We start from the raw sequence: 13,835 nt of genomic DNA, 5'->3' as shown, positions 1-13,835 counted from the left end.
GCCGCGATCAGTCGTCCAGCGAGGCCATCAGATTGTCGCGCAGCCTGGCGACCGATTTCTGGACGTCGAAGAAGCTGTCGCCGAGGCCGGTGGCGTCGAACAATTCATTGCCGATCTCGTGGCTGCGCAGCTCGCTGCCCTTCGGGGTCAGGCGGATCCGCACCTGCCGCTCGTCGGCGGGGTCGCGGCGGCGCTCGATGAAGCCGGTCTGTTCGAGCTTTTTGAGGATCGGGGTCAGCGTGTTCGATTCGAGGAACATCTTTTCGCCCAGCTCGCCGACGGTCTGGTCGTCCTTTTCCCACAGAGCGACGAGCGCGACATATTGGGTGTAGGTGAGGCCGAGCTTTTCGAGGATCGGCCGATAGGCGCGGCCGAAGGCGAGGTTCGCCGAATAGACCGCGAAGCAGAGGAATTCGCCGAGTTTGGGCCGTTCGGGGGCGGGCGATTTCGTCATGGAGGGGTCCTTGGTGAATGTCCGGTAATTCAAGCGCGTACGATGAAATCGGAATCCGTAGGTGTCAACCGGGCGGTGCCCCGAGGGGGAGGGGCGGCACCGCCCGGTCGAGACGTCAGACGAGGTTGAGTTCGATGTCGATATTGCCTGCGACCGCTTTCGAATAGGGGCAGATTTTGTGCGCGGTGTCGACGAGTTCGCGCGCAATGTCGCGGTCGATGCCGGGAACCTGAATGTCGAGGCGGGCGCGGAGGATGAAGCCATCGGCGCGGTTCAGAACCTCGATTGTCGTGTCGGCTTCGGGCGAGGCGGGGAGCTTGATCTTGCGCTGACCGGCGGCGAGTTCGAGCGCGCCGATGAAGCAGGCCGACCAGGCGGCGGCGAAGAGATTCTCGGCGGCGGGGTGCGGCTGCGGCAGCGCGAGGTCGAGGACGCCGTTGGTGCTGCGGGCGTAACCGTCGGCGCCGCCTTTGACGTGGGTGGTACCGGTGAAGATGATTTTGTCGGTCATGTCAGGTTCCTTTTGGGCGGGATTACATCGTATCCGTTTAGATCGGATACAATGTAATTAAGCGAGTCGCGAAACAGAGTCAAGCGTTACCGATTATATCGTACACGATATAATAATAAGATATTGGAATCGGGTTTATATATTTGGCGGCCATCGGTGTTTTGGGGTCAGTTGTGTTTGCCGGACGACCGGAATCGACCGAAAGAAGCCGTTCCCCGGCGCCCAGAGCGCCATCGCGCAACGCCGGCTCTCCAACGCTCTGGACCGCAGCCTGCGCCGGGGAACAATATGGCGGCTCACGACCGATTGCTGCCGATAGAGATGTGTGCCCCGGCGAAAGCCGGGGTCCAGAAGCCTGACGCGGACCTCGCGTGTTTCCGCATGGGCCCCGGCTTTCGCCGGGGTGCACCAGTGGCAGTTCATCACCCCATAGCCGACATAAGCTCGTCATGCCGGACTCGATCCGGCATCCATGCTGACGTTGGTCGCCTGGCCCCGAATCAGGTCCGGGGTGACGAAAAGTGGACGTCAGCTTGCCGTTGCAAAGCCGCAAAGGGACGAGCGGGCTATTTTCCCGCCGCGTCGCCCGCCGGCCGTGTCCAGCCCTTCTTATACTTCTCGAACCAGGCGAGGATCGCCGAGGCCTTGGCGGCCGATTGCGACGGGCGTGCGGCAATGCTGCCGTGGCTGGCGCCGGGGACCTTGATCAGCGCAGTCGGCACACCGCGGAGGCGGAGCGCGGTGTAATATTGTTCGGATTCGCTGACCGGGGTGCGGTAATCCTCGGCGCCGACGATGACGAGCGTCGGGGTTTCGACATTGCCGACGAGCGACAGAGGTGAGCGCGCCCAGAAGAGTTCGGGCTTTTCCCACGGCTCGGCGCCGAGCCAATAGGGGCCGAAGAAACCGGGGCCATCGGCGGTGAGCGCCTGCGTCGTCCAGTTGATCACCGGCTTTTGCGCGACCGCCGCCTTGAAGCGGTTCGTCTTGCCGACGATCCAGCTGGTGAGGACGCCGCCGCCCGAGCCGCCTGTGACGAACAGCGCGTCGGGATCGGCGACCCCGAGTTCGATCGCGCGATCGACGATGCTGATCAGGTCGAAATAGTCGTTGCCCGGATAGGCCTTGTCGATCTCGTTCGCGAAGGCTTCGCCATAGCTGGTCGACCCGCGCGGGTTCGCCGAGAGGACGGCATAGCCGCCCGCCGCATAAAGCTGGTTGTCGGTCGAGAAATGCGGGCCGTAAGCGGTGAAGGGGCCGCCGTGGATCTCGAGGATCAGCGGCACGCGCTGGCCGTCGCGGTAGCCGGGCGGGAGCGTGAGCCAACCCTCGATCGTCTTGCCGTCGTGGCTGGAGGCGACGGTGATCTTGCGGACTTCGCCGAGCGATTTCACTTCGCGAAGCGAACGGTTGAGGTCGGTGAGGATGCGCGCGGTGCCGCCGCGATTGAGCTGTACCTCGGCGGGGCGGGTCGCGGTGCCGCCGGTGAAGGCGATCGCGCCGCCATCGGAGACGGTGAAGCTGCCGCCGCTATAAGGCCGGTCGAGCCCGCCGCCGGACAGGCCCTTGGCGACGTCGCGGACCGATCCGTCGAGGCCGATGCGCGCGACTTTCGTTTCGCCATGATCGTCATATTGCGCATAGACCGACTTGCCGTCGGCCGCCCATTGGATCGCATCGACGCCATAATCCCAGTTGGCGGTCAGGCTGCGCTTGCCCGATCCGTCGCGGTTCATGACATAGAGCTGCGTGTTTTCGTAAGCGCGCAATTTGTCGTCAAAGCCGACCCAGGCGATCTTGCCGCCATCGGGGGAAACGAGCGGGTTGGCGTCGGGGCCGTTGCGGTCGGTGAGCGCAGTGACGCTGCCGCCCGTCACGTCGAGCGCGTAGATTTCGCTTTCGACGGGATCCTTCTCCCAGTCGGGCTTGCGGTTCGCAGAGAAATAGAGCGTGCGGCCGTCGCGCGACCAGCTGAGCGGACCGCCGTCATGATAGGGACCGAAGGTCAGCTGGCGCGGCGAACCGCCGGTCGCGGGGACGAGGAAGATCTTTTCGAAGCCCGGTTCGACATAGCCCTCGCCATCGGCGCGGTAGGTGAGGAGGTCGCGGACTTCGAGCGGATCGGCCCATTTGGCGCCCTCGGGCTTGTTCTTCGGAGCCGAGCCGAAGCTCGGGCCGTCGTCCTTGACGAGCATCGTATAGGCGATCGAGCGCCCGTCGGGCGACCAGGCGAGGCTGGACGGGCTGGTCGGGAGGCTGGTGAGGCGGACGGCTTCGCCGCCGTTCATCCAGCGCACCCAGAGCTGCGCGCTGCCGCCCTCGGTCGAGGCGAAGGCGAGGCGTTTGCCGTCGGGCGACCAGCGCGGCGAGAAGGCGCCGCCGCTGCGACCTGCGACCGGGGTTTCCTCGCCCGTCGTCGTGTCGATCAGCCAGATCGAGCTGATCGCGCGGTCGGTCATGATGTCGTTCGTGCGGCGGACATAGGCGATATAGCGGCCGTCGGGGCTGATCTGCGGGTCGGCGGCGATCGAAAGGTCGAACAGGTCGGCGCCGGTGAGACGATGGTCGGGGCCTTTGCGCGCGCTGCCGACGGCGGCGGCGGACATGGGGGCAGGGGCGGCGGTTTCTGCAGCGGGCGCAGCGGGCGCTTGATCTTCCTGAGCGAGACCGAGTTGCGAGGTGAGGGCGAGAAGGCTCGCCCCGAACAGTGCCAGTTTGCGCATGAAAAGCTTCCCCATTTTTATCGATGGGGCCGGTCTGGACCTTTCGCGCAGGGCGGTCAACTATCCGTAGTCAGCGGGGAGCATCGGCGTTGCGGACCCGCCCCGTTCCTCCCGTTCCTCACCCGCCCGCCGCCTGTCCGGAGATCGTCCTGTCGATCCAGCCGGCATAGTGGGCGATGCGGACCTGATAGCTGATCCGGTCATAGGTGCCGCCGCGAAAGTCGGCGAGATCGCCGTCCCACCATTGCCATGATGCGAGACCGGCCAATTGCCATTCGCGCCCCTGGCGGATCAGCATCGGCCCGCCGCTGTCGCCGTTGCCAAGCATTCCCTCGAGCGTCAGGGCGCTCGCCCCGCGATCGAATTTGTAGCCCAGCCAGGGACCATCGGCGTGCGCGATGCGGTTCTCGGCGCGGCGCAGCGGCCCGCGATGCGGTGCGTCCGGATTCTGCCCGGCGAGGCCATCGCCGCTTGCTCCCCGGCCGATAATTTCCACGATGCGGTTGTGTTCGCCTTGGCCGCGATAGAGCCGCGCGGGCGCAACGTCGCGCACCGGTTCCGCCAGATGGATCAGGGCGATATCGGACCTCGCCGCCTGGAACGCCAGCAGTGGCGCCGCATCGCCGTGCAACAGCGCGGCGGGCGGGTTGCGATAGCCGGGGTGGATGATCACCGACGCAACGGCGCGATCCTGGCCATTGATCCTTACGCTTGTGACGGGTTTGTCCTGCCACGTTATGGCATGAGCAACGGTGACCACCCACCGGTCGGCGATGAGAACGCCATGCCCTTCAACCGGCAAGTCTACGAGAGGTGGGTAATAGTTTTCGGCGACAAGGTAGCGGCTGTCCGCGACATCGTGGCGAATAACGATCGCCCCGACCGGCGTTGCCGCACCGGCCAGCGCAAGCGCAAGTCCGACCGCACGCAGGAACACGCCACCCCCGTCGACAATTCTTCCACCGCCCAACCAGTTTCTCCGGGACTAAAAAGGGCCTCATCAAATTGTGACCGGGACGTGTAGTGGACAGTTTCGCGTGTTGCCAGCGGCGATTCTTGACGGGGACCCGATTTGCGCCCGGCTATCCGTCGCGCCCGTAGACGTCATCGCGGAAGGCGATGCCGCGGTCGGTTGCGACGGCGGTGATGTAGGTGAGGTAGACGGGCACCTCGACCGGGAGCGCGACCGCCTGTTCGGGGGTTTTCGACCTGGTGTTGATCGAACGGTGGAGCAGCCACTGGCCCAACTGGCCGGCGTTTTCGAGGCGGATGCAGCCGTTGCTGAAATGACGGTCGGGTTTGCCGAGCAGCGCGCGCTCCGGTGTGTCGTGCAGGTAGATGCCCTCGTCGTTGGGGAAGAGGAATTTGACGCGGCCCATCGAGTTGGCGCCGCCGGGCAGTTCGCGGAGGCGCAGCACCTCGCTCCCCGCGGCGACCGCGGGCCAGTCGATCTCGGATGCTTCGAGCTTGCGCGGGTTGGGCCCCCAGTCGGACAGCGCTTCCATGCGCAGCGAGGCGAGGCTTCTACCAGCTAACACCTTGGGGGCGATGGATTTTTTGGCGAGATAGTCGGGGACGTTCCAATAGGGGTTGAGGATCGCCCATTGCAGCTTGCCCGCGAGCATCGGCGTTTGCGTTTCGGGGGCGCCGACGACGACCTTCATCGACCCCGCGCGCTTGCCTGCGCCATAATACCAGAGCTGGCCCGACGAGGCGTCGACGACGATGTGATGGGTATAGGGGCCGGGCAGGATGCGCGTGCGGTCGAGGTTGAGGCGAAGGCGCGCCATCGCGTCCTTCGAGGCGCCCTCTGCCTGTGCGCGGCCCATGAGGGTGCGGAGGCGGACATAATGTTCGCTCATCCAGCCCATGTTTTTCATGTAAGCGCCGAAATCCCTGGGGAAGGCGGCGGCGCGGAGTATCGTTTCGGCATCCGCCTTTCTCGGACGAAGCGACTTGTCGGCATAGTCCATCTTCGCCTTGCCGGGCCGGCGCATATCCTGGGCGTAGCGCGCGAAGGATGTCGAGAGCGCGATATCGGCGCGCGCCAGCGCCTGCGGGTCGCCGGCGCGCGCGCGGGCGATCAGTCCCTCGAGCTTTTCGAGATCATAGGCGGACGATTTGAGGTCGTCGCGCGACGCGGTCGACAAAAAGCCGAGCAGCGTCGCGGCCTCGGGCCCGACCTTCCCCGCGCGGATCCACAGCGGCTTGTAAGCGCGCGCGGCGTAGAAGCGTTTGACGTCGCCGCCGGCTTCTTCGCGGATCGTAGCTGCGAGCGGTCCGGCGGCGCCCGTGGCCGCGGGCGCCGCAAAGGCGGGCGGCGCGAGCGAGGTGCCGAGCGCCGATAATGCGAGGAAAAGGGGAGCGCAGCGATGCCGCGCTCCCCGAAACCCGATCATCAGCCGCGTTCTCCCAGTCGCGTGGGAGCGGGCGGCGGCGGCGGGGGCGGTGCATAGTTCGGATGATAGATGCCGTCCGCCGTATAATAGCCGTCAATGATGCCGTCGCCGTCGCGGTCGGCGGCGACGCTGCCCGGAACTGCGCCCGGCGGCGGCGGCGGGGCGGCGGCGACTTCTTGCTGCTGGCTGCAGGCGGAGAGCGCGAGTGCTGCGGCGGCGCCGAGCAAAATGGGTTGGAAACGCATAGACCACTCCTTTTTGATGCACAGGAAAAACACAGTCCCTGCGCGAGTGCCCAACCCCGGAATTTCAGCCATGCGCAGGTTTGAGGGTGCGTCATCCATCCCGCGATCAGGGGTGTCGTTTGAACGATGGCCTGCGCCATAAGTTCCCTGCATCCCCGCGCGGAGAGTGGACATGGCGGCGCAGCAGGTTAATCCGGGCGCGGCCGGTTGGCGGCGCAATCACAGGTAAAGGCATTGGATATGGATTTTTCTCGGTTGCAGGTGACGAGCAAGATCGGCGACAACTGGGTTTATCCGCAGCCGCCCTTGCTCAACTTCGGCTGGCTCGAGGTCGACCGCGACCCGGCGCACCGCATATATTGGGAAGAATATGGCAATCCCGCGGGCGAGCCGGTGATGTTCCTGCACGGCGGCCCCGGCGGCGCGTGCGCGCCGGCGATGGCGCGCTTCTTCGACCCGGCGCGGTACCGCGTCATCCTGTTCGACCAGCGCGGCTGCGGGAAAAGCGAGCCCAATGTCGCCTCGGCGGGACCCGCGGTGGCGCTGGCGAAGAACACCACCGAAGACCTGATCGGCGATATCGAGAAATTGCGCGCGAAGCTGGAAATCGCCGGGCCGATGCATGTGTTCGGGGGAAGCTGGGGCAGCACGCTCGCGATGGCCTATGCGATCGCGCATCCCGGTCATACCGCGAGCCTGATCCTGCGCGGCATCTTCCTCGGCGCGCCCGAGGACCTGCTCTATCTGTACCAGGGCAATGCCGCGACGTGGGCGCAGGACCCGTACGGGCTGACCGAGCCCGGCGCCTATATGAAATATCCCGCCGAATGGGCGGACTTGCTGTCGGTGCTGACTGCCGAGGAGCGCACCGATGTGATGGCGTCGTACAAGGCGATTTTCGATATGGTGCCCGCGACCGAGGCCGAAAAGGCGCGGCAGCTGAAGGCGGCGCTGACCTGGTCGCTGTGGGAAGGGGTGATTTCGAACATGATCCCCGAGACTGCCGACACGGGCAAGTTCGGCGAGGCCGATTTCGCGCTGTGTTTTGCGCAGATCGAGGCGCATTATTTCGCCAATGCGCTGTTCATTCCGGCGGGGCATTTCTTCGACAATATTGCGACGCTTGCAGGCATCCCGGTGCATATCGTCCATGGCCGGTTCGACGAGGTGTGCCCGCTGACGCAGGCCTCGCGGCTGGTCGCGGCGCTGCGCGCGGCCGGGGCCGAGCCGGTGACCTATGTGGTGACCAACGCGGGGCATAGCGCGATGGAGCGCGAGAATGCGCTGGCGTTGACCGCGATCATGGACGGGTTAGCGCCGATTGGGGGTGAATGAAGACGATTGCCCTGCGTTGCGGCAGCTGTGCCCGATGTCGGCCTTTCCGCCGTAATGTCCCTTTGCACCGAAGCGGACGTTCGATAGCATCCGCCACTATGAGCTCCTTCGCTATCCATCATGTCCGGCTCCAACGCTCCTTGTGGAATGCCCAGCGCACCGATCCCTCCCGCGCGCTCCGACAGGATTGATAGGCTGTGGCACCGCACTTGGGACAAGGCCGTTTCGAGACTCGAATTCGGGCCTTGTACATCGGGCTGCTTGGGTCGGGGCGCCAGTCGGCCGGCTCATCCCCGCCGGCATCGATCTCACGCTGCTGTCAACCAGCTGACCTGGCATGAATGCCACGATGTGAGCGTCAGGTATCCCATGGCAGCTCTGAAGCAGACATCCTCTATCGGCCAAGTCCCGCAGTAGCAGGCACGAAATAGGATGCGATGTAGGTTGCATTGTAGGATTGCGATTGTTCTCTTCTTGTTCTCAGTCAGCGGCTTTGCTGGCGTCCAGAGGAGAATTTATGAGCTGCCTTCCCATCGCCACACAAGCCGAAGCCGAGGCCGGTACCGCCAACGACAAGGTCATGACCCCGCTAAGAACAAATCAAGCGATCCGGTTTGTCACGCCCGAACAGTTCGGCGCGAAAGGCGACGGCACAACAAACGACACCCCGGCTCTAGCCCTCATGGCAGCCCACCTTGTCGCCAACGGCGGCGTGGCCGAGTTTCGCGCCGGCGCAACCTATGTTGCATCGGACCAAGTGGCCCGCACTGCTTCTCCTTATCATCCGAAGTATAGCTGGCAACCGGTCGACGGCCTTGTATTCAAGAACGCAACGAAGCCGATTTACCTCAAGGGCAACGGCTGCAAACTGATCCCGAAGGCTGGATATAAATACGGAACGTTCGACGCGGCCGGCAACCCGACAACCCATGCGCTGCCCTATTGGGCGTCGGCGGGCGAGAATGATCTTGCCTCACCGTTCGAGGCTCTGATTTGGTTCCACAACTGCGTTTTCGCGCGCGTGGAGGGGTTCAACTTCGACGGCCTGCTTTCGACTGCGGTTCTCGGCGGCCCTTACGGTGACTTGGGGTGGCAAATCCCTGCCTCGGCTATGAAATTCTCCGACACGAAGGACTGGCGCGTTAACGACTGCAAGGCATGGCAGTTCCCGCTTGATGGCATCCTAGTCGACGACCTCATTCCGGCTGACAAAAAGCTGTCCGGCAACGGTACAGAGGATTGCGAGTTTTGGGAGTGCGGGCGTCAAGGCATTTCACTAGTCGGCGGTTTCGGCAACGTATTTACTCGCACCAAATGCTATCGCATCGCCAAGAATACGGGGACGATCGTCAGCGCTCCCGCTGCCGGGTTCGATATTGAGCCCGAGGGTTCGCGAGTCTGCCATCACATCCGCTTCATCGATTGCGAAGCGAGCGATAATACCGGTCCCGGCATGCTTGACGCTATCGGATCGCGAACTTTTGATGTCGTGTGGGAAGGCGGTAGCCTCATCGGTACTACGTTTGTGCCGCTATACTTTAGTGGCGGTCGGAATATCATTATCAGAGACGCCTTGATTGTTGGGGGCGTCGACACATTCAGAGGGGATGCATCACCCTATGGGCCTGGGGGTGAGCAGTTCGAGAACTGCTACTGGACTAACGATCCGGCTCGCTCGCCCACTGGCGTTGTTTACGATCTTGGCGGTAACAAACTGGCCGCGAATGCTATCACTGGTAACTACTTCCGACGTTGCACCTTCGAGAATGCCATTTCGGCGGCCAGCGCCAACGGAAACACAAACGGGCCGGTCTACGATGCCTGCACGATCCTTGCTAAAGCAGGGACTCTCGCCATGTACGGTCGGTTCCGGGGCGGCACTGAGATTATCGAGCAAGTCGCGAACGGCGTGCAGGCTGTGCCTGGCGGTTTCTCACCCTATATTGATGCGGGCGACTCAGAAAGCGACTTTTACGTCACCACGCTTGTTGGCGGACGACGCCGCTACGGTGCCACGCTCGGCAAGGTAGCGATTGTGCCTTATTCCGCCTCTATCGCGCTAGATTTCAGTATAGCATGGACCAACTATGAGATCACCCTGACGGGCAACCTCATCTTGTCCAACCCGGCGCAACTCGCCGCGGGACGTCAGGGCGAGATCATGCTTATCCAAGACGCTACTGGCGGTCGCACACTAACGGCGGGAGGCGCGTGGAAGTTTGCCGGCGGTGACAAGACCCTGACGGCAACCGCCGGAGCTATTGACATCATCCGCTATCGCGTTGGGCGCGCGAACATCATCTACGCCGAAATACACAGAGGCTATGTCTGATCTCTTGCGCACGGTCGATGCGCCTCGATGGTGCGGCTTTGCGTCTCGCTTGGGCGGCGTTGGCGTTGATCATTACCCACCTGCGCTTCTGCTGGAATAACCAGCGGGGATTCGGTGATGACGGTGCAAAGCGAACTTAACACTTGGAATTAGCGGCCGAAAAAGCTGGCAACTCGATTTGGCGGTTTAACGATTTGGACGACTAGCTTCCAGCATATGATGTGGGCGGCGAGCTATAGTTCGCCGCCTTCATTGTGGCGGCAAAACGGAGGTCTTCGCCTCGGGCGCTCACGGTTCCCCCGACTCATCGCCAGAGGCCTTGGGAAGCTCGGCGCAAACTCGCTGACCATGAATGTCAGCTTTCCCCGTTTTGAGTCCAGAAGCGGTCCGTCTCGAACCGGCCATATACGGCCAAAACGTGCGTCCAAGAGACGTTTAAACCATATAGGTTAAAAACTCTTGACATCGTCACGCTGTTATGGCACAAATGTTCCATCATGAAGAATTGCGAGTCGGGCCGGCGCCCTTCCCATTTGGCGGGAGGGTGTTTCGGCCCCTTTGTTTTTGGAGTGTGGCGATATGGGCGATATGGGCGAGGCAAATGAAGAGATTACCGCTTTTCAGAGCGGGCCGGCGCAGCGGCGGCGGGCAAAGCCGGCCAGCTGGACCGCGGCGCGGCGCAAGACGTTCCTGACCGAGCTGGCCTATAGCTGCAACGTCACGCGTGCGTGCAAAGCGGCGGAAATCTGGAACGCCAGCGCCTATGAGCTGCGGCGGCGCGATGCCGAGTTTGCGCGGCAATGGCAGGCGGCGCTCGAAATGGGTTACGAGCGGCTGGACATGGCGCTGGCGCGGCGCGCGCTGGAGGTGCTGGGCGAGCTGGAACTCGACGAACGCGAGGAGCCGGTCGAGAAGATGACGGTCGCGCAGGCAATCGAGGTGATGGCGCTGCACCGGCGCAGCGTCCAGCAAGGGCGCGGGTATCAGCGCAAGCTGTGCCATGTCGCGACGCAGGAAGAGACCGACGCGGTGCTGCTGAAACGGATCGCGATGGTCGAGCGGCAGCGCGCGCGCCGCGATGCGCTGGCCGCGAACGGGGCACCGGTCGGTACTGCGGCGATCGCGGGTAAGGCCGAGCGCGAGGATGAGCGCAAGGATGGCGAGGCATGATTGCGGCGGCGGCCGCGCCGCGGGTGCGATCCGGCGATGTTCTGCAGCGCCTCCTCCGGTTAAGCGAAGGCGAGCGGCGGTTGGTGCTGCGCGGGCTGACCGATGCGCAGCGGGCCGAATTTGCGGCGCGCGAATTCGGGTGCAAGGATTGCCGGGCATGACGCCGGAGGCGACCGCGCGGCGGGCGCAATCGGACGCGATATTGAAACGATTGCGCGGGATGGACGAGCGGGATCGGCGGCAGGTGCTGCGCGGGCTGAGCAAGGCGCAGATCGCCGAATTCACCGCGCGCTGGTACGGGTTCGAAAATGACGGGCAGCGGGACCCGCCGGGCGACTGGCGCGTCTGGCTGATCCGCGCCGGGCGCGGTTTTGGCAAGACGCGCGCGGGGGCCGAATGGGTGAGCGAGCTGGCGCGGGCGATGCCCGATGCGCGGATCGCGCTGGTCGCGGCGACGCAGGTCGACGGGCAGCGCGTGATGATCGACGGGCCGAGCGGGCTGCTCGCGGTTGCACGCGCCAACGAGGAACCGCGCTGGGTGAAAGGCAAGCGCGAGCTGCGCTTTTCGAGCGGCGCGGTGGCGACGCTCTATTCGGCCGAGGCGGGCGAGGAATTGCGCGGACCCGAACATCATTTCGCCTGGTGCGACGAGCTGGCGAAATGGCGGCGCGGCGAGGCGGCGTGGGATAATCTGATGCTGGGGATGCGGCTGGGCGAGCGGCCGCGTGTCGTGGTGACGACGACGCCGCGCGTCAATGCGGCGATGCGGCGGGTGCTGGCGGCGCCGGGGCTGGCGGAAACGCTGGGGCGGACGCGCGATAATGTGTGGCTGCCCGACAATTTCGTCGAGGCGATGCTCGCCAGTTATGGCGGGACGCGGCTGGGACGGCAGGAACTCGACGGCGAGATGCTCGAGGATGTCGAGAGCGCGCTGTGGACGCGCGCGCTGGTCGAGCAGTGCCGGGTTGCGGCCGACGCGACCGGCAAGCTGGTGCGCGTGGTGATCGGGGTCGATCCGCCGGCGACGAGCCATGGCGATGCATGCGGGATCATTGTCGCGGCAGAGCTGCGCGACGGGCGGCTGGCGGTGGTCGAGGATGCGAGTGTCGAGCGCGCGCAGCCCGGCGTGTGGGCGCAGGCGGTCGCGGCGGCGGCGGCGCGCTGGGGCGCCGACCGGGTGGTCGCCGAAAGCAATATGGGCGGCGAGATGGTCGCGGGCACGCTGCACGCCGCCGAGGCGACGCTGCCGGTGGTGGCGGTGCACGCGAGCGTCGGCAAGGCGCGGCGCGCCGAGCCGGTCGTGCTGGCCTATGAGCGCGGGCAGGTGGTGCATGCGGGGGTGTTCACCGCGCTCGAGGACCAGCTTTGCGGGTTCCAGACCGGCGGTGGTTACGCGGGGCCGGGGCGCTCGCCCGATCGCGCCGATGCGTGCGTGTGGGCGCTGGCGGCGTTGCTGGAGGGACTGCGGCGGGGGCGGGCGCCGGGGGTGCGGCGAATCTGACGTACCTGGGCCCCGGCCTTCGCCGGGGAACAGTGGAGGGAGAATGGCATGAACTGGTTTGGCCGGAAGGCGGCGCAGGGGGCTGCGCGGCCCGCTTTGTCGCGGGTGTATGGGAACTGGTCGGCGCCCGCGCCGCTGTCTTACGAGGCGCAGCTGCGCGAGGGCTATCTGGGCAATGCGATTGTCCAGCGGGCGGTGCGGTTGGTGGCGGAAGCGGCGGGGAGCGCGCCCTTGATCGCGAGCGATCCGGCGCTGGCGGCGCTGGTGTCGGCTTCGTCGGGCGGGCAGGGGCTGATCGAGACTTTGGCATCGCAATTGCTGCTCCATGGCAATGGCTATGTGCAGATTTTGGCCGATGGCGCGGGGGCGCCGGCCGAGCTGTTCGCGCTGCGGCCCGAGCGGGTGACGGTCGAGGCCGATGCGCGGGGGTGGCCGGTGGCCTATCGGTACAAGGCCGGCGGGGCGGTGGCCGTGCTGCCTGCCGCGGATGGCGCGGGGCGGACCGTGGTGGTGCATGTGAAGGCGCTGCATCCGCTCGACGATCATTATGGCGCGGGGTGTCTCGGCGCGGCGGCGGGCGCAATTGCTGCGCACAATGCTGCAGCAAAATGGAATGCGGCGCTGCTCGACAATGCGGCGCGGCCTTCGGGCGCGCTGGTCCATGATCCGGGCGACAAGGGGATGCCTTTGTCGGCCGAGCAGGTCGACCGGCTGCGCGAGGAATTGGCCGAGAGTTTTGCGGGCGGGGCGAACGCGGGGCGGCCGTTGCTGCTCGAGGGCGGATTGCGGTGGCAGGCGCTGTCGCTGTCGCCGGCCGAGATGGATTTCCTGGCGCTGAAGGATTCGAGCGCGCGCGAGATTGCGATGGCTTTCGGGGTGCCGCCGATGCTGCTCGGGCTGCCCGGCGATGCGACCTATGCCAATTACCGCGAGGCGAATCGCGCGCTGTGGCGGCTGACGGTGTTGCCGCTTTGCGCGAAGATCTTGGGGGCGGTGGCGCAGGGGCTGGCGGGGTGGTTCGATGGCGCGGACTTGCGCGTCGATCTGGATAAGGTCCCCGCGCTGGCGGAGGACCGGATGGCGCTGTGGCGCGAGGTGTCGGCGGCCGACTGGCTGACGGCGGACGAGAAGAAGGCGCTGCTGGGCGTCGCTTAAACCGGAGATT

Annotated in this window: 13 protein-coding genes; 6 read left to right on the top strand and 7 right to left on the bottom strand. The window is 65.1% G+C overall.

Translation table 11 applies throughout. From position 1 onward, the window contains the following. Positions 1-7: 7 nt before the first annotated feature. From AC07NV_RS03450 to AC07NV_RS03425, 6 genes are all read right to left on the bottom strand, one after another. Positions 8-454, bottom strand: coding sequence for a MarR family winged helix-turn-helix transcriptional regulator (locus AC07NV_RS03450; RefSeq protein ID WP_495164938.1), 447 nt, complete (start codon positions 452-454; stop codon positions 8-10). Positions 455-569: 115 nt separating this feature from the next. After that, the gene (locus AC07NV_RS03445; RefSeq protein WP_495164937.1) at positions 570-965 is read right to left on the bottom strand and encodes an Ohr family peroxiredoxin; all 396 of its coding nucleotides are present in this window, start codon (positions 963-965) and stop codon (positions 570-572) included. Between the two features lie 566 nt (positions 966-1,531). Beyond that, positions 1,532-3,688: a S9 family peptidase gene (locus AC07NV_RS03440; protein ID WP_495164936.1), complete on the bottom strand. Its 2,157-nt coding sequence runs from the start codon at positions 3,686-3,688 to the stop codon at positions 1,532-1,534. Positions 3,689-3,806: 118 nt separating this feature from the next. Further along, a complete protein-coding gene (locus tag AC07NV_RS03435; RefSeq protein ID WP_495164935.1) occupies positions 3,807-4,625 on the bottom strand; it encodes a S1 family peptidase in 819 nt (272 codons plus the stop codon). A gap of 145 nt (positions 4,626-4,770) precedes the next feature. Next, a complete protein-coding gene (locus AC07NV_RS03430) occupies positions 4,771-6,087 on the bottom strand; it encodes a L,D-transpeptidase scaffold domain-containing protein (protein WP_495164934.1) in 1,317 nt (438 codons plus the stop codon). Then, positions 6,087-6,332, bottom strand: coding sequence for a hypothetical protein (locus AC07NV_RS03425; RefSeq protein WP_495164933.1), 246 nt, complete (start codon positions 6,330-6,332; stop codon positions 6,087-6,089). The genes AC07NV_RS03430 and AC07NV_RS03425 overlap by 1 nt, the downstream gene beginning before the upstream one ends. A 240-nt stretch (positions 6,333-6,572) precedes the next feature. Here AC07NV_RS03425 and pip point away from each other — a divergent pair, with 240 nt between their 5' ends. Further along, entirely contained in the window at positions 6,573-7,667 is a 1,095-nt protein-coding gene (gene pip, locus AC07NV_RS03420) for a prolyl aminopeptidase (RefSeq protein WP_495164932.1), read from the top strand. 118 nt (positions 7,668-7,785) lie between these two features. On the opposite strand, the gene AC07NV_RS03415 is transcribed toward pip, so the two are convergent. Beyond that, positions 7,786-7,920 (bottom strand): zinc finger domain-containing protein, encoded by a 135-nt coding sequence (locus AC07NV_RS03415; protein ID WP_495164931.1) that lies wholly within the window; start codon positions 7,918-7,920, stop codon positions 7,786-7,788. Between the two features lie 264 nt (positions 7,921-8,184). On the opposite strand from AC07NV_RS03415, the gene AC07NV_RS03410 reads away from it, so the two are divergent. The 5 genes from AC07NV_RS03410 to AC07NV_RS03390 all read left to right on the top strand — a co-directional run bounded on the left by AC07NV_RS03410 (position 8,185) and on the right by AC07NV_RS03390 (position 13,825). Next, positions 8,185-9,999, top strand: a complete 1,815-nt coding sequence (locus tag AC07NV_RS03410; RefSeq protein WP_495164930.1) for a hypothetical protein — start codon at positions 8,185-8,187, stop codon at positions 9,997-9,999. A 579-nt stretch (positions 10,000-10,578) separates the two neighbouring features. Further along, entirely contained in the window at positions 10,579-11,169 is a 591-nt protein-coding gene (locus AC07NV_RS03405; RefSeq protein ID WP_495164929.1) for a hypothetical protein, read from the top strand. After that, positions 11,166-11,330, top strand: a complete 165-nt coding sequence (locus AC07NV_RS03400; protein ID WP_495164928.1) for a hypothetical protein — start codon at positions 11,166-11,168, stop codon at positions 11,328-11,330. The genes AC07NV_RS03405 and AC07NV_RS03400 overlap by 4 nt, the downstream gene beginning before the upstream one ends. Beyond that, entirely contained in the window at positions 11,327-12,670 is a 1,344-nt protein-coding gene (locus AC07NV_RS03395) for a DNA-packaging protein (protein ID WP_495164927.1), read from the top strand. The genes AC07NV_RS03400 and AC07NV_RS03395 overlap by 4 nt, the downstream gene beginning before the upstream one ends. Before the next feature lie 48 nt (positions 12,671-12,718). Continuing rightward, on the top strand, positions 12,719-13,825 hold the full coding sequence (locus AC07NV_RS03390) for a phage portal protein (RefSeq protein ID WP_495164926.1): 1,107 nt from the start codon (positions 12,719-12,721) through the stop codon (positions 13,823-13,825). The last annotated feature ends 10 nt before the right edge of the window (positions 13,826-13,835 follow it).

The sequence above is a fragment of the Sphingopyxis sp. GW821-FHT10B01 genome (assembly GCF_059415685.1).
Note: the sequence above shows the minus strand (reverse complement) of the source record. Positions and strands in the feature narration are given on the sequence as shown.

Excerpts from the sequence above, each read along its gene's own strand:
- AC07NV_RS03450 (WP_495164938.1), bottom strand. The coding sequence starts at position 454 with ATGACGAAATCGCCCGCCCCCGAACGGCCCAAACTCGGCGAATTCCTC.
- AC07NV_RS03445 (WP_495164937.1), bottom strand. The coding sequence starts at position 965 with ATGACCGACAAAATCATCTTCACCGGTACCACCCACGTCAAAGGCGGC.
- AC07NV_RS03440 (WP_495164936.1), bottom strand. The coding sequence starts at position 3,688 with ATGCGCAAACTGGCACTGTTCGGGGCGAGCCTTCTCGCCCTCACCTCG.
- AC07NV_RS03430 (WP_495164934.1), bottom strand. The coding sequence starts at position 6,087 with ATGATCGGGTTTCGGGGAGCGCGGCATCGCTGCGCTCCCCTTTTCCTC.
- AC07NV_RS03425 (WP_495164933.1), bottom strand. The coding sequence starts at position 6,332 with ATGCGTTTCCAACCCATTTTGCTCGGCGCCGCCGCAGCACTCGCGCTC.
- pip (WP_495164932.1), top strand. The coding sequence starts at position 6,573 with ATGGATTTTTCTCGGTTGCAGGTGACGAGCAAGATCGGCGACAACTGG.
- AC07NV_RS03415 (WP_495164931.1), bottom strand. The coding sequence starts at position 7,920 with ATGTACAAGGCCCGAATTCGAGTCTCGAAACGGCCTTGTCCCAAGTGC.
- AC07NV_RS03410 (WP_495164930.1), top strand. The coding sequence starts at position 8,185 with ATGAGCTGCCTTCCCATCGCCACACAAGCCGAAGCCGAGGCCGGTACC.
- AC07NV_RS03405 (WP_495164929.1), top strand. The coding sequence starts at position 10,579 with ATGGGCGATATGGGCGAGGCAAATGAAGAGATTACCGCTTTTCAGAGC.
- AC07NV_RS03400 (WP_495164928.1), top strand. The coding sequence starts at position 11,166 with ATGATTGCGGCGGCGGCCGCGCCGCGGGTGCGATCCGGCGATGTTCTG.
- AC07NV_RS03395 (WP_495164927.1), top strand. The coding sequence starts at position 11,327 with ATGACGCCGGAGGCGACCGCGCGGCGGGCGCAATCGGACGCGATATTG.
- AC07NV_RS03390 (WP_495164926.1), top strand. The coding sequence starts at position 12,719 with ATGAACTGGTTTGGCCGGAAGGCGGCGCAGGGGGCTGCGCGGCCCGCT.